The 18,176-nt window shown below is 38.2% G+C and carries 10 protein-coding genes; 4 read left to right on the top strand and 6 right to left on the bottom strand.

What is annotated here, in order from left to right:
- Positions 1–183: 183 nt before the first annotated feature.
- Positions 184–378, bottom strand: coding sequence for a DUF2691 family protein (locus tag LKX83_RS34225; protein ID WP_227880882.1), 195 nt, complete (start codon positions 376–378; stop codon positions 184–186).
- A 681-nt stretch (positions 379–1,059) separates the two neighbouring features.
- Between LKX83_RS34225 and LKX83_RS04045 the strand changes: the two genes are divergently transcribed.
- Entirely contained in the window at positions 1,060–4,035 is a 2,976-nt protein-coding gene (locus tag LKX83_RS04045; protein WP_227880881.1) for a DEAD/DEAH box helicase, read from the top strand.
- A gap of 225 nt (positions 4,036–4,260) precedes the next feature.
- Here the strand turns inward: LKX83_RS04045 and LKX83_RS04040 are convergent, their stop codons facing one another.
- Together LKX83_RS04040 and LKX83_RS04035 are read right to left on the bottom strand one after the other, a co-directional pair.
- Positions 4,261–4,797 (bottom strand): GNAT family N-acetyltransferase, encoded by a 537-nt coding sequence (locus LKX83_RS04040; RefSeq protein WP_227880880.1) that lies wholly within the window; start codon positions 4,795–4,797, stop codon positions 4,261–4,263.
- Positions 4,798–4,820: 23 nt separating this feature from the next.
- Positions 4,821–5,801, bottom strand: a complete 981-nt coding sequence (locus tag LKX83_RS04035) for a hypothetical protein (protein WP_227880879.1) — start codon at positions 5,799–5,801, stop codon at positions 4,821–4,823.
- A 199-nt stretch (positions 5,802–6,000) separates the two neighbouring features.
- Between LKX83_RS04035 and LKX83_RS04030 the strand changes: the two genes are divergently transcribed.
- The 3 genes from LKX83_RS04030 to LKX83_RS04020 are packed head-to-tail and all read left to right on the top strand — an operon-like array spanning position 6,001 to position 8,388.
- Positions 6,001–6,537 carry an ATP-binding protein gene (locus tag LKX83_RS04030; protein ID WP_227880878.1) on the top strand — a complete coding sequence of 179 codons (537 nt, stop codon included), beginning with the start codon at positions 6,001–6,003 and terminating at the stop codon, positions 6,535–6,537.
- Positions 6,537–8,036, top strand: a complete 1,500-nt coding sequence (locus tag LKX83_RS04025) for a PIN domain-containing protein (RefSeq protein WP_227880877.1) — start codon at positions 6,537–6,539, stop codon at positions 8,034–8,036. Before LKX83_RS04030 ends, LKX83_RS04025 begins: the two co-directional genes overlap by 1 nt.
- Entirely contained in the window at positions 8,014–8,388 is a 375-nt protein-coding gene (locus LKX83_RS04020) for an ASCH domain-containing protein (RefSeq protein WP_227880876.1), read from the top strand. The genes LKX83_RS04025 and LKX83_RS04020 overlap by 23 nt, the downstream gene beginning before the upstream one ends.
- A gap of 167 nt (positions 8,389–8,555) precedes the next feature.
- Here the strand turns inward: LKX83_RS04020 and LKX83_RS04015 are convergent, their stop codons facing one another.
- The 3 genes from LKX83_RS04015 to LKX83_RS04005 form a co-directional block, all read right to left on the bottom strand.
- Entirely contained in the window at positions 8,556–10,448 is a 1,893-nt protein-coding gene (locus tag LKX83_RS04015) for a recombinase family protein (RefSeq protein WP_227880875.1), read from the bottom strand.
- Between the two features lie 1,534 nt (positions 10,449–11,982).
- On the bottom strand, positions 11,983–16,713 hold the full coding sequence (locus LKX83_RS04010) for an FtsK/SpoIIIE domain-containing protein (RefSeq protein ID WP_227880874.1): 4,731 nt from the start codon (positions 16,711–16,713) through the stop codon (positions 11,983–11,985).
- Complete coding sequence (locus tag LKX83_RS04005) at positions 16,713–18,176, bottom strand: hypothetical protein (protein ID WP_227880873.1); 1,464 nt, start codon at positions 18,174–18,176, stop codon at positions 16,713–16,715. The genes LKX83_RS04010 and LKX83_RS04005 overlap by 1 nt, the downstream gene beginning before the upstream one ends.

Here is an 18,176-nt window from a genome sequence, read left to right as displayed (position 1 = left end):
CCGCCCTCTTCTTCGGAATACAACCTATACCTTACTCTGAAATCAGGAGGGGATTTTCGAACTTTCTCATATGGAACCTAGGCTTCCATAAACAATTAACCTCCTCCTGAAAATTTATCTTAACGCTAGTAAATCCCTGTCTGTTTGTGCAGTGGTTTGCGATCACACATTCGTCTGTGGAGTTCATCTAACTTTTAATGTCTTTCTGAAGTCATTATCATCTGTAATATATGCTAATGAATCGACGTTAACCATCTTCGCATTAGTGTGTAATTGATTCAGGGTTTCGACATCTTTACAGTAAATTGATGTATAGCTAGAATCAACAATCAGCAGTATTAGTTCGCAGTCACTATTTATAATCTTCGTATTTATCAATGTTCAGTATATTCGTTCCTGTTGGAAAAGCCTTTAGGTCAGCAAAAATTATATATTGAGGACTATGCAGACCCTATTATTAACGACCTTGATCTGGGCGATGTATGCGTTAAAAGCAAGCATTGTATCCATGGTATAGGTGCCAAAAAATGAATATGACGAATACGTTTCCATAAACGAAGAAACCGATGAAATCTTACAAAAGAAGCATCTACTCGAAAAATCACTTCAAGAAGTGATAACACTTTAGCCTTCAAAGAACTAAAAAAGGACCTTGAAAACTTCATTTCATTCAAGGAACTTACTCCAGAATTGCTTCATAAAGTTATAGACCGTATTGAAATAAAAGCAGATGGGAGTCCGAGAATCTTTTACAGATTTTCGAACCCCTCTGCTTATTCTTTACTTCTAACTATCAACGCACAGCACTCCACATGTATTGTCTGGGACATGGAGACATGCCTCACTCCTTGTCAGTGGGGCTACGCTTGACTTTATTTAAACTAATACCTAGAAAAGGTAAACAGTGTGTACTTTTCAACGAATTTATATTAAATCTCTCTCTTACTTCGTGATGCCTTAGAAATGGTATAATATAGATAATTAATTAAAATTACTCGTTCGATTCTGTTCATCTATATTTGAACTATCATCATATTGGCTTTTAAGGGAGCTGATTATATGAATATTGTCAGCCATGTAGCTGGGAACAATCAAATTTTGCAAGTCCAATCGACACCAGAAGATGAACTTATAGACGTTAGTCGTGTTGCCTCCTCTTGGCGTGGTGTTTTATCGCTTGTAGCACCAGACGAAGGAACTACTGGACTTCGTCCTGCACAACTTGGTGCTTTATGTTCAATAAAAGCACACTGGACTGTATCGAGTGAGCATGCTACTGTCGTTATGCCAACAGGCACAGGCAAAACAGAGACAATGATTGCAACTGTTGTATCGGAAATGATAGATCGAACTTTGATTGTTGTGCCAAGTAACTTATTAAGAAAGCAAACTGCTGAAAAATTTATGACTTTTGGAATATTACAAGATATTGGTGTCATTAATGACATTGCATTGAAGCCTGCCGTGACAACACTACTTAGAACTCCAAAAGAGCTTTCTGATCTTCAGACAATTCTTAATAAATCAAATGTTGTAGTAACAACAATGGCACTATTGCAAAGATTTCCTGATAATTATTTGGAGGCAATACGGAATACTTGCGATACACTAATCGTTGATGAGGCGCATCATATCGCAGCCAATACGTGGGCATCTGTAAAATACAAATTGAGAAAAGTAAAATGCTTGCAGTTCACAGCAACGCCTTTTAGAAATGATGGGAAGAAGGTTGATGGAAGAATAATTTACAATTTCCCACTATCCATGGCTCAAGAACAGGGGTATTTTCAAGAGATCAATTTTCTTCCCATCCTTGAATTTGACGAAGAAAAAGGAGACTTGGCTATTGCTACGGCTGCAGTAAACCAACTTGAAAAAGATCTAGAAGCTGGATATAATCACGTCATTCTTGTCCGTGCAAAAGACAAGCGTTCAGCAGATCGTTTATATAAAAAGATATATCACCCTTACTTTTCACAGTACAATCCAGTGTTAGTACATAGCGATATTCCACCAACTGATAGAGCAGTTTCAATGACCGCACTTAAAAATGGAGACGCAAGAGTTGTTGTTTGTGTCGATATGTTTGGAGAAGGCATTGACATACCTAGCCTCAAAATAGCTGCCGTACATGATAAGTACAAATCATTGCCTATAACGCTGCAATTTATCGGACGATTTGCAAGGTCCAAAAAAGGGCTTGGTACGGCAACAGTCATTACAAATATAGCGAATGATGAACTCAATGAATCACTCCGAGAACTGTACTCCCAGGATTCCGACTGGAATGTATTACTTCATGTTTTGGCTAATCGAGAAATTAACAAAGAATTATCCCTTCAAGAACTTGCAGAAGGATTTAATGTTTCTTCACTACATGGCATGACTATACAACAATTACGACCTAAGATTAGTATGATAGCATACAATAACAAAGAGAAAAGTTGGAATCCAGATGGAATTTATAATGTGTTTGACCCTGATAATTGCTTCTTCACAATAAATAATGAAACTGGAATTATAGTCATTGTTGAAAAACAGGATTCAAATATTGACTGGACCTCTTTCAAAGGAATTAGTGATACTAACTGGCATTTGCATTTAGTCTATTGGAATCCCAAAATAAATATGTTCTTTATAAACAGTACGAATAAGAGCATTTCAGATACCCTAGCAGATGTGCTATTTTCCCAACACGATAAAATTCGCGGAGAAACAGTGTTTCGGTGTTTGCATGGGATCAAGCGTTTAATGTTGGGTACTGTCGGACTTAAGTCAGCAATCGACGGTCCCATTCGATACCGAATGTTTGCAGGGATTGATATAGGCATTGGTATTACTGAATCACAAAAAGAAACCTCGTACAAATCCAATTTATTTGGAGCTGGATATAGTGGAAACGGCAAGATAAGTATTGGTTGTTCTTACAAAGGTCGTATCTGGTCTAAGTGGGTTGAGAGCATGGATTATTGGTTGAACTGGTGTAATGAGATAGCTGCTCGTCTACAAAATGAAAAAATCAACACCTCTAAGATATTTGAAGGCGCATTAGTACCTGAGATCATCAATGACCGTCCAACATCTGTTCCTTACGGAATAGAATGGCCTATTGACATGGATTTGATTAATGACAGCAGTTTTCTTATCAAGCATGGTCCAAACACTTATTCAATTTATGATTTGGAGATCAGACTTTCAGATCATAGTGAGACCGATCCGATCCGATTCACTATCGGAAACGATTATGTTTGCGAGGAATACGAGCTTCAAATATCGAACAGAGAATTTGAATTTAAAGCTATAAAACCAACAGGATTGATACTCAAAAGGAGTAAACGCGAATACCGGATGACAGAATTTTTCAATGAATTCCCACCTCGCATAAAGTTTGTTGATCAATCAATGTTAGAAGGAAATCTCATTGTAAGAATGACCTCGGCGCCACCAGTATTCAATAAAGAACGAATAATATCATGGGATTGGAGCAATGTAGATCTCCAGAAAGAATCTCAAGGTATACAACGTGATATACAGAGCATTCAATATCACACTATTCAGAAATTGGTCTCCTCCAATAAATATTGTGTGATATTTGATGATGACGGTGCAGGTGAAGTTGCAGATATTGTAAGTATTATCGATGAGGCTGGAAAAATAACCATTCAATTTTACCACTGTAAATATGCACATGGTGAAAATCCTGGAGCGCGAGTTGCAGATTTGTATGAAGTCTGTGGACAAGCTGAAAAATCTGTTAAATGGTGCCAAGAACCCGCCTCAATTATTGATCGCCTTATGAAACGCGAATCTTCTCGTGCACGATCAGGTGGAACTAGGTTTGAAATTGGTAATTTGCAAAAACTTCGAGAGATTAAAAATAAGATGCGTGTTTTCCCAGTAAAAGTTGAAATAAAAATTGTACAGCCAGGTATCAATTCACAAGGTATTACGGACGATATGCTTCGTATTTTAAGCGGAACCGCATCGTATTTAATGGATACCTACAGTATTGACCTCAAAGTCATTTGCAGCTGATTCAAATGAAGCGCCTCGCAGCAAGCTGCGGGGAATTAGACTAGAAGCGGTTAAAAATGATATCGGAATGTATGAATAACCGAATTCTTCATATTAATCTCTGCGAACTAATATAATGTCCCTACAATAATAAGCTTTAGAACAAAAATGGTAGTGCTGCAACTCGATTTAGAGTGCGGCGCTACCGTTCAAAAGTTAGTTAAAGTTTTAACTTGCCACCTTTAATTATTTTAAGTAACCGTTAAAAACATATTCAATGGAATTAGGTTTATATATCCCACAAAGCTCTTGCGTTTTTTCAAATTCGTATTTTTCAATATGATACCCGAACATTTCAATTCGGTCTTCCGAAATAGATATTACTGGTTTTTTTGTGCCAAGATATTCAAAGCACCTTTCAAAAAGCTCTGTACCTATTCCTTTATTTCTAAAATCTTCATGTACACGAAAAGTGCAAATTTTCTTTTCAAACTTTGTTTTTTTTAGAATAGCAATTCCACTAAGAATTGCTTGGGGATTTCCTTCAATCTCGGAAAGAACAGCTATAATTTCCCTTTCTCCATTCTTGTTTTCAACTTCAGGGATCACAACTTTGTAAAACCACTCTTCAAATTGCGGATAGCTTTCTGACAAGTCCTTCAAATAATTATACAATTTATCTTTAGACTTCTCGCCTATTTCACTAATAATATACTTCCTTAATTCGCTCGGCTCTATTTCAGATATCCTAAGAAAAACATTCTTAACAACGTCCCCTTCCACCGAAGAACATCTCCTTTTACTTATTAAAAAAGAAACTGAGACACCCAATTGCCAAGCACTCCACCTATTGCCCCAAGAATAACAATTCCTGTTATGTAACAAAAAACAACAAATATCGTACCTTTTTTATATTGAAATCGTGATAAATCCGAAAAATCTTCAACGTATTTTTTTGAAGTCTCGCCTGTTTGAGGATCATTGACTTCTTTAGCCTTACTTTTCATATGATACGCAATAATATTATAATCGACACCTTCTATATAATCTTTCCACAGGTCATTTTCCAACATTCTACTATTAATTTCTTTACCATACTGTATAATTACATCATTAGCATTTCTCAGTATAAGATAGTGTACTGCTAAAAAATTGAATCTATATCCTTTTTGAAACTGTTCCCTTAACTCTTCGCTACAACTGCGAATATCATTTAATCTAAAATCGATAATTTCAGTGTTTGTAAAATGGTCATTAAAAAAGCTGACTCCTTGAATTTCATCGTTAATTAACTCGATATCATTTCTGTTCACTTTTAAACGGAAGCGAAAATAATATCTAGTTATCACATCTAGTTTAATTCCTTTAATGTCTAATTCAATTATCGTACCTGGAGTAACTGATCTGCTCTTACATTTTCTAAGTATAAGTTGGTCTTCTTTATCTAGGGAATAAATGATAAAATCCGGCTTATTTTTCACACCGTTTACAATCAACCGTTTGGGTTGACCTTCAGTAGTAGTAAAATCTTCATTAAAAATTGCACTGACCAATTGATTGTTCGAGATTACACTCCCCAGATCAGAGATTTGAGTCATGTCCATCTTAAATGGTGCATACAGAAAGACTTTATCGATTTTCGAAACATCCTCAATCAAAAGACCAAAGTCAAAACAATAAGTCTTATTCTTTTTGTTCTGGTCCCATAAATTAATATGTACAGTTGCCTCTTTGTTTTTTTCAAGATTGGAATCTTGTAATGAATACCATAAAGCAAAACTTCTCAAATTTAACACCTCATTATCTCAAACATCGATGCTACATTTCATTAAGTATAAACAAGATGCTAAACACCTATATTATACATACTATACTCCTATTTATACAGTCTCAATTTACACGCCCTCTCACTCAAGTAAAATAATTCCAGTAAATGAGTGTACATGCTATAATAAAAATTTAGAGTTACATTGCGAGGTGAATTAAATGAAAAACCTCATCTTTATGGGAGGAATACATGGAGTAGGAAAAACAACTATTTGCACTGAACTCTCTCAAAGGTACTCGTTATCTTCTTTTTCAGCTAGTAAAATCATTTCTGACGTGAAGAAACAAAGCTTCACTTCAAACAAGCAGATCGCAGATATAGATGAGAATCAAAATTTTCTTATCCAAGGAACTGAACAATTAGAAGTAACTTCTAAAATTAATATTATTGATGGCCATTTTTGCTTAATTGATAAGAAAAAAAACATATCAAGAATACCTAAAGAGGTATTTATTGGGCTTAATCCAATTTTACTGATTGTTGTAGTAGACACTGTAAGTAAAATTATAGATAGACTTCAAATGAGGGATAAGCTCGACTATTCTCCATTATTTGTCGAATCTTTTCAAAATGAAGAAATTAAGCATGCAAAGTTGATAGCTGAAATACTAGACAAGCAGCTCTTTATTTTCGATTTTTCACCTGAATCAAAACTCAAATTACATGATATTATCACCGAACTGGGAGTGATATAATGAGAGTTTTATTAGATACAAACATAATTATACATAGGGAAACAAGTTCAATTGTAAAAAATGAAATTGGAATCTTATTTAGATGGCTCGACAAATTAAAATACACTAAGTGTGTGCACCCGATTACAGCTAGCGAGCTGCAAAAACATAAAGATAAAAATACAGTCAATTCTATGTTGATCAAACTTAATAGCTATCATCTTTTAAAAACTGAAGCACCTTGGAATACTCAACTACAGGAATTGTCACGAAAATACGATAAGAATACGAATGATATCAACGATTCAAAAATTTTAAACGAGTTAATTGCAGGAAGAGTTGATATTCTTATCACGGAAGACCGAAAAATGCATTTTAAAGCCGCAAGGCTTAAATTTGCTGATAAAGTGTTTACAATTGATTCCTTCTTAGAGAAGGTTACCAGCGAACATCCTGAGTTAATTCAGTACAAAATCCTCTCTGTCACAAAAGAGTACTTTGGCAATATTGATATTAACGATGATTTTTTTTATAGTTTAAAAGAAGATTACTCTGGGTTTGAAAATTGGTTTAATAAAAAATCTGATGAAACGGCCTATATATGTAAAATTGACGATAATATCTCCGCCTTCCTATATTTAAAAATTGAAGGAACCAATGAAAACTACAGTAATATTACTCCCCCGTTTGCCAAAAAACGCAGGCTAAAAATAGGCACATTTAAAGTCACTCTAAATGGTTACAAACTCGGAGAACGATTTATTAAAATTATTATAGATAATGCACTAAAAGCACGGGTAGACGAAATTTATGTTACTATTTTTGATAGAACAATTGATCAAATTAGGTTAATCAACCTTCTTTCCGACTATGGCTTTACCAAACATGGATTAAAAGATGGCAGTGAACTTGTATATACACGCGATTTTTTGCCAGCGTTTGATGATAGCAATCCAAAGTTTACTTTCCCATATGTCAGCTCGAATAAAGAAATATTTCTAGCACCTATTTATCAAGAATATCATACAAATCTCTTTCCAGACTCTATCTTACGAACTGAATCACCTAAGGATTATGTTGAAAATGAACCATTTAGAAACGCAATTAGCAAAGTATTTATCTCCCGTTCAATGGAAAGAAATTTATGTCCAGGGGATATAATTATCTTCTATAGGACAGGAGGTTACTACACAAGTGTTGTCACGACTCTTGGCATTGTTGAAAGTGTGATTACTAATATAGCTGACCCGGAGCAATTCATCTCTCTCTGTAAAAAAAGAAGTGTTTTTAACGATAAGGAACTGCTAGAATTTTGGCATTTCAAAAGGAGCAACCCTTTCATTGTAAATTTCTTATATTCTTATTCTTTTCCAAAACGGATCAATATGAAAAGATTAATTGAGTTAGGAGTAATCCAAAATGTTCATTCCGCCCCGAGAGGATTTATGAGAATAACATACCAGAATTTCAAGGACATCATTCGGGAGGCGCAGGTCGATGAACGTATTATTATCAATTAAGCCTGAGTTTATTGATTTAATTGTCTCGGGTGAAAAGCAATATGAATTTAGAAGAACTATATTTAAGCGGAAAGATGTCTCTACAATAATCGTCTATGCCACTACGCCAGTCAGTAGAGTTGTCGGAGAGTTTGAAGTAGACTACATTCTTTGTAAAGACGTTAACTCATTGTGGGAAGAAACTAAATCTTTTGCAGGAGTAGATGAGGATTTTTTTTTCAATTATTTCAACAACAAAGAAATGGGGTATGCTATTAAGATTAAAAACTATAACCAATATCCTGAGCATAAAAAGTTAATTGATATATATCAATCCCCCCCTCCTCAATCATTTGCATATATTACGGTGTAATAGGAAAAGACCAGACCATCTCCATTTTGCTTTGAAGGTGGTCTTTCTTGTCGGTATTCTGCTGATTTAAGTCAGAATACCGGATTAGGGTCTGTGTACATAACTAAATAAAGAAGGCACCTATTGAGGCACCCTCCTTCACACTCGTTTCTATTCCCCTTAATAAACTAAAAATCGCTTGTCATATCTACCCATTTCAAATCCAAAACAACCGAAACCTTAATTGTATCGCGCAACACCTTATTTTTATAGTCACCGTCATCCTGTACAAAGGAGAAATACTTAGCCGAATGCTGAAAACTATAGACATCTAGGTATCGACTCGACATAGCCCCACCACGCACTCCACATGTGTTGTGCTGGGAATAGGAACATGGATCACTCCCCTCATTTATTGAAGGCTTTTTTTGATTCTGAACCTTCGTCTGAGCTTGGACGCTGCTCTTAAAGCCTGTTTTGTATATAAACGTTAGTTTGTACGGATTAGTGCTGCCATCATCACATTTTTCTCCAACCAGGATTTTATCGACAACACTTTCAAGTACGCTTCGATCAAACGTAGGCAGAACCGTATTCGACCGAAGCACTTGGCGAAAATGGGTTATCCTTTTCTCAACATCGACTTCATCTTGTGCAGCTTCCTCTAATTTCGCTCTTTCGTCAAGCAGTTCGTTCAAGAGCGATTCAAGTTCTGCATACTTATGCTCATATGTTGGACGATCTATCTTGTCATCCAGATGCAAGTCGATCAAATTGCAACGCTTATTCTCAAGAGCCTGAATTTCGTTGATAATTTTAGTCAACTGTTTTTGGCTGTTCTGCTCGATCAGGACAGATTCCGCTCTTACTAAAAGCTCGTCCAACACATCTTTATGGTTGTCGCAAACTAAATTGTACGTCTCAACAAAAGCACCTTCAACAATCTTTTCTTCAATCCCCTTGCTATGAGGACAATATTTCTTTCCCTTCTTCGTGTTGGTTGAACATTGCCATATCGTCTTTTCATGCGTTGTCCCGCTATTCCAGCTCCGCCGGGAAAAATGACCGCCGCAGAAAGCACATTCCAGCATGCTGCTGAAAGCAAACTTTCTGCTGTATTTTTCCCGTTTTCCGCCTGCATCCAACTTGCTGCGAATTTCCCCACGGCGGTGAAGTATGTCCTGAGCCTTTTCAAAAACTTCCTCGGTGACAATCGGCACGTGATGATTTTTTATATAATACTGATCTTCTTCTCCACGGTTATCAAGTCTTCGTTTAGAGATAGGGTCGAGCGTAAAGGTCTTTCCTTGAAGAACGTCGCCCTTATACTTCTCATTCTTAATGATACCTAAAACGCTTGTATCACACCATTCGATATTTCCACGCTTTGTTTTGCGTTCCAGTTCAGTCAATTCTTTCGCAATCATATACGCGCCAATGCCCGAAATATAACGATCAAAAATGTAACGTACAATTTCAGCCTCATCTTCGTTAATCGTTATCCGCTTCGTAACAGGGTCGTAGTCATATCCAAGACAGCTTTGAAAGCCTACCAGTTCGCCGCGGCTCATCTTCATCTTTAGTCCTCTTTTGACGTTCGATGAGATATTCTCAACTTCTTGCTGCGCGACAGAACTCAAAATGGTGAGTAACAATTCACCGTCCATTGTAAGGGTATTGATATTTTCTTTTTCAAAAAATACGGCAACATTTTTTTCTTTAAGCATCCGAACATACCTTAACGTATCTACTGTATTTCTTGCGAATCTCGATATGGATTTGGTTATAACCATATCAATCTTTCCATTCAAACAATCGGAAATTAACCGTTGAAAGTCATCGCGCTTCTTTACCTGTGTTCCCGTAATGGCTTCATCCGCATAGATGTCAACCAATATCCAATCACTGCGTTGATTAATCATTTCCGTATAGTAGGAGACCTGTGATTTATAGCTGCTTAACTGCTCTTCGGTGTCTGTACTCACTCTGGCATACGGAGCAACACGAAGAATTTCCGATTTTCCTCCAGTGCGATCTGACAGTTTTCGATTTGCCTTAATGACTTCAACTGCAATAGACATGATGAGTTCCTCCTTTGATTCGCATTTATGACGCTTACAGCGTAATAAATTTTCGTTTGATTAACAAAGGTGCGAATCAAGAGGTAAGGTCAGATTGGATACCATAGTCTCTCATGGTTTTGTTTTTTAATACATGAAACTCATGCTCGTTTATCAGCGACAAAGCTAACAATTGTCTCAGCATCGCGATTTGCATGCTATATCGAATTACCTTATGCTGCATAAACTAACCTCCCATACGGTTCACCTACGTTTCAAGAAACAGCGAAAAGCAGAGATGTGCTACAGCATCATGCACATCTCTGCACTCCGCCTCTGTTTTGGTTTCTCGATTTAAATATCCAATCCGATGAACGGTGGTGTCGCCGCTCCCATAGGATTCTCACCTCTCCCAGGATCTCTGGAAGCCGCCCCCATTGCGATGAGCTGTGGCTGGACGGAAGTATCATTATCCCTCCGCATGTGTCATCGCCATAAATGGAACCACCATTTATAATTGCATGGCAAAATCGCTCGCTCTCCGCCATTCATCTTTCCAGTGTTTTCTGAAAAAAGAACAGGCGAAGTGGTCATGGCGCACCTGCAAATTGGCTAACCTTGTACAGGTATGCGGGGAAAGTACCGGATCAGATGCTATAAAATTTTCAAGGGGCACGGAGGGCAACGAAACTTTCCCTCTACTATTCATTTCATTTTTCATGTAAAATCGGACTCTCTGACAATAAATTATTTGTTGGAACAAGGCAGTAGGGTTTGAAGTCGAGGGGCATCGTCAGTTTTACGAAGGATGGCTGTTGCTTTCTGCATTAAGGGGGAGGGGGGCAATATCGATGGAAAATGGATGGATTACGACGAAAGGTAAATTGCATGAATGAAATAGTCGTGTTATGATTAGGATAGAAAAAGGAGCCGGACGGCCTTCCGACTCCCTGCACAACATTTTGGGTGGGAAACCTCCAAAGAAGTTAGAGAAAATAACCCGTTCCCTTGGCGCTAACCTGGGCGGGTTATTTTCGTTTTTTCAGATATGTGAGCAGGGCCAGCAAAAACATGCCTAGCATGATCACTTCTGTCAACGAAAATTGCATGAGCATCACCTCCACTCTGGAGGCGATACTTCCCCACCCAAGTCTGTTGTACTCGAATATTATACCAAAAGTTTGCGAGAGATTACTAGGATCGAGCCGATTTCTTAGCTTACGGTACTGTATCGATGCTGGAAATCGAAGCTTTCGCGCTAAAGGGAAGCAGGCGGAAAGCATGTCCCTTTAGGAGAACCAAAAGACCGCGAAAAGCCTTATAAAATCAAGGGTTATGGCATTATCCATCACCTTTACCTAGTGCCACAAAGCGTCTCGAAAACGTGGACAAATCCCGCATAAAGTCATAACTCCAACATGGGTACTATTCATTAACTTACCATTTTGCTCGTAGCCCCAAAATAAGATCGCCAGAAACCACCTTTTATTAAAAGAAAAGAATGATATCCCTGATTACCAATCAAGGACATCATTCTGATAATACCCGTCGAGCACTAAATTTTTGAAGTTGAGACAACCTGGCTTACTATTTCATCAAGTTCTTCAATTGAAATATAATATCCTTGTGCACGTTCAATCTCTGAGCTATTTTTATAAATTAAATCACCGTGTTTTTGCAAATGCTGTGCACCTGCTTCTTCAAGTATCATACGTGATGAATTCGCATCATTCACTCTCAGTGCAAGTCTTCCATTCAACTGCGACTTAATATTGGTAGGTACCAGATTGGCTGCTGGGCGTTGTGTACACAGTACTAAATGGATGCCTCTTTTTCTTCCAATTTGTGCGATACGCTTTACTGGTGTGAAGAAGGCCTCCTTATCCTTTTTCTTTTCAAGTTGGTCAGATAAGTCAGCGAATTCATCAATAACAACAACCATTGGAGCCAGCTTTTCCTCAAATTTCTGATTGTATTGAATAATATTTGCCACTCTGGCATCAGAAAGAATCTTTTCTCTTCTTTCAAACTCCGTATATACTACATTTTTAATTACCTCGGTTGCCTCTTGGGCATCTGAAATGATTTTTCCTCCCACAAGGTGCGGTATCCCCTCAAAATGAACAAAATCCTCTAAGCCTGAGGAGGAAAGCACCAATTGCAGTTCTTTCTCAGTCGGATGAGTTTTTATAAGCGATGCAAGCATCGTGAATAAAAACACTGTTTTGCCAGATCCCGTGCTTCCGCCAATTAGAATATGAGGCATTTCCCCCAAATCCTTTATAATATCTCTTCCATCAGGAGTTCTTCCAATTGGAAAATACAGTTTCTCAGGTGATGTTGTCACAGGAAGCTTTTTTACAACCTCTGAATAAAGTACTTGCTCTCTTTGAAGGCGCGGAATATCCAATATAATCTCATCAGAATTATGGATTACTTGAATTAAAATTCCTGTTCGTTTCATTTCACGCCCTATATCCTCTAAATGATTTTCAACTGCCTGCAGACTCTGCCCTCTGGAAAGCTTGAAGTAAAGTCTGATTATACTCGGACCCACTACTGCCTTACTTGGATCACACTCTTTTAAATTTATATGATAATCAGAGCATGATCTTGTGAAATCTCGAGCAAGCTGCTCGATCTCCTCCTTAGAGACCACATCTACAGAAGCGTTTAAGGCAATTACCTCTTTATTCGTAGTTGTTAGTTCATTATATTCCTTTGAAGCAGCCGCCTCATTTATTCCAACAACTTCATTTGGTGGCTGACTGTATTCAATTGAAGCTACTTCTGGAGACAGTTGGACAATTTCATTTTTCTCATCCTCTTCCAAGACATCGTTATCAATTTCGATCTCTGGTTCAGGAGTTTCCTCCGAGGTTTCGTCAAAATCAATTTCCTTTGCTGAGTTAGTGACCGAGGATGGACCACCGAAAATATCAGCTTGAATCTCCTTGGCAGTAAGTTCAACAAATTCAACTGGGCAATCATCAAACTCTGGGTGTAGGGCATGTACGGTTTTCCCACCATTTGATTCACTGAGTTTAATATGGAGAAGCATACCTGACACAAAAATGTTTATATTACCTGTTTTCCCCGTACTAAAGGCTTTTTTCAGTACCTGACTCCATTGCTTTTGCCATTTACTATCATGAACATGTCTAAAGCACTCAGAAACTACCTGGTACTTAAGAACCTCTCTCCGGGCAGCTACAAACATGTTAAGAGTTTCTGTTTCGACCAAATTAAAAATTTCTTTCAGCATTCCGACAACTGAAGCAATCTGGTCCGCTGCATGTCCTGTTATTAGCTTAGCACCTGTGTGTTCATCGACGGAAAGCCTCGCATCTGGTGAGTCATCCCTTGTTTTCACCTCGATAGGCTGAACATATAATGAATTAGTACTTTCATCATAGCGCAAGCCAATAAGATCGGCTCGTTCATTTCCAATACTGCTATCATTTAACCAAAGACGTGCATCTGGTGTATCCAATGAAGCCACCAACGAATTTGGATATTTTTTTGTATACCATGCGGCAGCAAAAACTGTACCTATAAGCCCTTTTTTCCTATTAATAATTGCTTGGGCGTCAGTTCCAGAGCGTGGGATGCTGATTAATCCCTCAGATGAAATATGACCAAACTGAGAAAGTATTTTGTTTAAAACCTCTTTATCTGGATAAAGATTATATTGTCGCAAAAGATTAAGGTACTGACCAATAATTCTGGAATCCTTGGCAGCCCAAATACTTACCATTCTTCTACCGTATTGCTTTTCTCCAATCGGAATTGTATTGCGCGGCAAGTAATTATTAGTAGTTCTGTCCGCAGCAATTAACCACTGTGTCTCCCCATTCTCAATAGTAGAAACGACACTGCTGATGTCCGCATCTGGATTATAGGTAGGCCTTGGATTTCTATTGGCTGTTACAATTTCGGCATGACGCATTACCTTATGATAGTCTCCGATCAAGCCCGAATCCATATCAGAGGAAGGGAAAATGTCTCCTCTATGGGTTATATCATCAAATTCATAATCATAGGTTACAACTAATGGATTAATATAAAGACTTTTTGTACTCGGGCCATATTCGATTGAATAGGCAGCTTGGTCGAAATAGAAGGCAAGATGCACCGGCTTTTTTTGAAGTTCCTGCTTCACATCACTTGACGAAGCTACATTTTTAATACTAATTGAAATTCTACCACTTTTAATCAAATTCCCAATTTCATAATCCTTGGATGAGTAGTCGAGCTTGGCAAGCTCACTATTACCATTTTGATTTCGTGTTAGATAAGCGAAATATACAATTCGCTCGCAGCCATTATTGTCAATAAACAATTTTAATGACTTTAAGATACTTGGCAAATCAGGAGCATCAACTGTACATATTCTAACTTCACTTTTTGTGTAAGGGGCAAAGGCAACCCAACGCGACAATATTTCTTCAACAGCTTGTGTGCCGTCATAACCTAGATAACGATTTGTTTTGTTTTCAAAGGTCGGAAGCATTTCAATGCTTCCAGAGCAAGGTAATTCGGTGCTAACAGAGTTTGTTATCATCTTATCTACTACCAAAAAATTCATTATCTGAGGCAATGACGAGAAAACCTCTGTTAAATTCTTAGCATCCTCCTCACTCATTTGCTCCCTGTTATTAGTTAGTTCCTTAAATACCTCATAATATCTCCACAAGTAGAGAGGATGCAGGGGCATGAGCATTCCCTTCCATTCTACCGGCGTTTTTATATACAGCACATCTAACAGCAAAAGGGCTCTAGCTACAAAGTTACTTCCCTTTTGACTAATTTCATGCATTGAAAGCTCATTATTACAATAGGCACGAAGTAAGCTGGCCCAGCCCTCTACATATTTTTTTAAGGCTTCTTGAAGAGCGAGGTCCACACCGAATGACAAAACCGGATAATACATAATTAAATCGATGTGATCAAGAAGAACCTTTCTTGATTCTATTATCGTATCAATAATTGGCATAAAGGGCTCTGCCGATTTCAGATTCTTCTCGGAGAACTGATCATCAAATCTAGACATAAAGGAGAAGAGCGAGGAATTATCAAAGCTGGTCCTCGTATCAATGCTATTTGGAACAAAGGGAATAAAGCTTTCAGCCTCTGAAGCCACGACATCTCGTAGAACAATTTCAGAGGTTTCAAGAATTCCTCCCCAATTAGCTTCATTGCAGGCCATTCCGACAAGCTTTCGCAATGCAGTGTTATGCGCCTCGAAAACAATTTTTCGATCCTCGAAAATCCCCCCTATACTAGTATACGAGCTTTTGCCCTCATCGGGATTTTCATCAAAATGCTTCTTGAGCTCGCCAAAAAGCTCCGTTAGATCCTCGAGCTCTTCTTCGGTGGGCGTTACAATTGTATTTGTAATTAAGCCTTCAAGTTCTTTGCCATTAATGATAGTAGAATTGCTTTCCTCCCTAGAAGAGTTATCTCCCGCAGAGTTATCCCTGATCTTGTTTTCTGATTTTGTTGCTGCAAAAAGCTTCTGTACAATTTCAAAGCTTAATTGGCTCAGGGTATCCTTACGGCCGTACTTATAAAAGTTCTGTAAATGCTTATAAGCTGTTTGGAGATTTTCCTTATCATCCTTGGTAGCCTTGACTAAGGAACGACTCAGTTTTTTACGCGACTCCTCACTCATTTGGCCAATCGCAACAATTAGTTCTCTGTTTCGCTGGAGACGATCTGCAGGCTTAATACTCGTACTTAAAATATCATAGTCACATAATAAACCTAATATCCACATATTCTTGGGAATGGCAGCATTTAAATCTGACTCAGCAGAAACAGCTTCAACAAAGTCATAAAGTGTTTCATAAGAGTAATAAGAGGAGGTATCAAGCAATGCCCTCCAAAAATTAATTGTCGGTGTATTAGTTTCCTGCCTCATACAACTCTCAAGCAGGTGCTTCGAAAGGTCTCGAGTTGAAACAATATCGAATTCTGCTAGGGAGTGCAGTTTATCACTGTCTGTCCTTACGAAGGTGATAATTGCCCCCGCCTTATCAGGTTCACTTCTCCACATAACAGCCTTTTCTATTTTTGTTGCCACAACTAGATCGTTGACTTCTATTTCTCTTATATTCTCATAGCCAACCGCCGATATGAATAACTTCTTATTAAGCGCCGCGGCAACAGCTACAGATATAGCGTTAGGGACAATATCGTTAATACCTTTTACTAATATACCAACCTTCGTCTCGGAGAGTCTATTTATTAGCAGTTCTATTAGTAGCTCCTGCTTAGTTTTCATCAGGCAGTCCCTCCCAGTCTAATCTGTAGTATCCCATCAGCCATTATTTCTGCAAAATTCATTGCTTCAAGGGTGTCTGCAAAACGATCAAAATTTTGATTCAAGGAGTCCGAATCCGCTTGTAAAATACTACCGGATTCATGCAGCTTTCTCATTTCAAAATCACTTCCTCCGATTAAAACGCCCATACGTTCCCACAGTCGCTCCCTCAACTCAGCACCAGAAAGTGTTTCAGAAGGAGCCACACAAGCTCTGATTACCATCTCAAGTACATCCTGAGAAAGAGCAAATCGTTTGTTAACATGAAAATTAGTCGGTGGATACAAAATTCCTGACAAAATACCTATTGCTCTAAGGTAATTTACCGGGTGAGAGGAGGCCTGCAGGGCTAGCATATCGTATATAGTAGTACCAAATATAAGTCTGGCTTCATCCTCGTCAACCAATGCAGCATCACTCTTTGCCAACTCCCAAATACGGGCTAACTCCTTTTCATCAGCCTTTGACTGTTTATTGGGCTCATACTCAGGAGTTTCTGAAGACAGCAGTTCCTCCTTGCTAAAAGACTTCAATTCCTGCGCATATCCCCAAGCATAGAATCTTGATATAGAACGATGAACCTGCGTATATGACATGACAGACGCACGAGCAATACTTGATTGACTGTCATCAGAAAAGTCCAATAGGAATGGTCGGATACTTTCCCCGCAATAAAATGCTTCGAGAAGCGATAAATAGCGAACGAGATTATATATACAGAAAAAATTAAAAAGCCTAAGCTGCGTGAGAGAATTAGAGTGTTGTTGAAAATGTGCTAGAAGGCAATCCCCCGACACCTTTAACTCCCTCAAATACTTTTTTAATGCATCGGACTGTCGAGCAAAGGCCTCGATATCTACATGTCTGCTCTCCGCATACAACCGATCTGGCTCATCAATTAATACCGGCGTAAAAAGAACTGTAATCGGATCATTGTTGTCCTCCAGCAGTTTAGAAATATATAAGGACAACTCGGGACAGTACTCTTTAATAAGTCCACCTATGAACTCCCCCGCATCTTCATACATTGCAAAGCGAGTAATAAAGTATCTTGAGCCAGCGCTATATGAAACCATGCTATCGTCGGTCCCTGAAAACACTCCATCATCAGCAGACAGTAACTTTTGAAGCATGTTTCTAAAGGAGGTTAATTCGTCAATCCGAATGTCCTGATCCTCAATAGCATCTAACTCCTTTAAAAAACTAATCACCTTCTCAGGAGTATTCGCCGCAGGCGTTTTTCCCTTAGCGTTTGCCACATAAGAGAGCTTTTTAATTCCGCTGGTATCTGCAGACTTCCCATATATAACACGGGTTGCTCCGCTAAAAATATGGACAGGCTTTATGCTAGACCCATTTGGTTTAAACCCAACAAATCTCTTGTCCACAGTATCTCTTAGCTTCTTTAGATAAAGCTTTTCCAT

It is taken from the genome of Cohnella baijiui, from assembly GCF_020731285.1.
Classification (GTDB): Bacteria; Bacillota; Bacilli; order Paenibacillales; family Paenibacillaceae; genus Cohnella.
The sequence above is the reverse complement of the archived record's forward strand: the minus strand, read 5'-3'. Positions and strand labels throughout refer to the sequence as shown.

What these genes read in the sequence shown, in the direction of transcription:
- LKX83_RS04020 (WP_227880876.1), top strand. Translation starts at nt 8,014, where the DNA reads ATGAACGTATTATTATCAATTAAGCCTGAGTTTATTGATTTAATTGTC.
- LKX83_RS04045 (WP_227880881.1), top strand. Translation starts at nt 1,060, where the DNA reads ATGAATATTGTCAGCCATGTAGCTGGGAACAATCAAATTTTGCAAGTC.
- LKX83_RS04015 (WP_227880875.1), bottom strand. Translation starts at nt 10,448, where the DNA reads ATGTCTATTGCAGTTGAAGTCATTAAGGCAAATCGAAAACTGTCAGAT.
- LKX83_RS04005 (WP_227880873.1), bottom strand. Translation starts at nt 18,176, where the DNA reads ATGGAAAAGCTTTATCTAAAGAAGCTAAGAGATACTGTGGACAAGAGA.
- LKX83_RS04030 (WP_227880878.1), top strand. Translation starts at nt 6,001, where the DNA reads ATGAAAAACCTCATCTTTATGGGAGGAATACATGGAGTAGGAAAAACA.
- LKX83_RS04010 (WP_227880874.1), bottom strand. Translation starts at nt 16,713, where the DNA reads ATGAAAACTAAGCAGGAGCTACTAATAGAACTGCTAATAAATAGACTC.
- LKX83_RS04025 (WP_227880877.1), top strand. Translation starts at nt 6,537, where the DNA reads ATGAGAGTTTTATTAGATACAAACATAATTATACATAGGGAAACAAGT.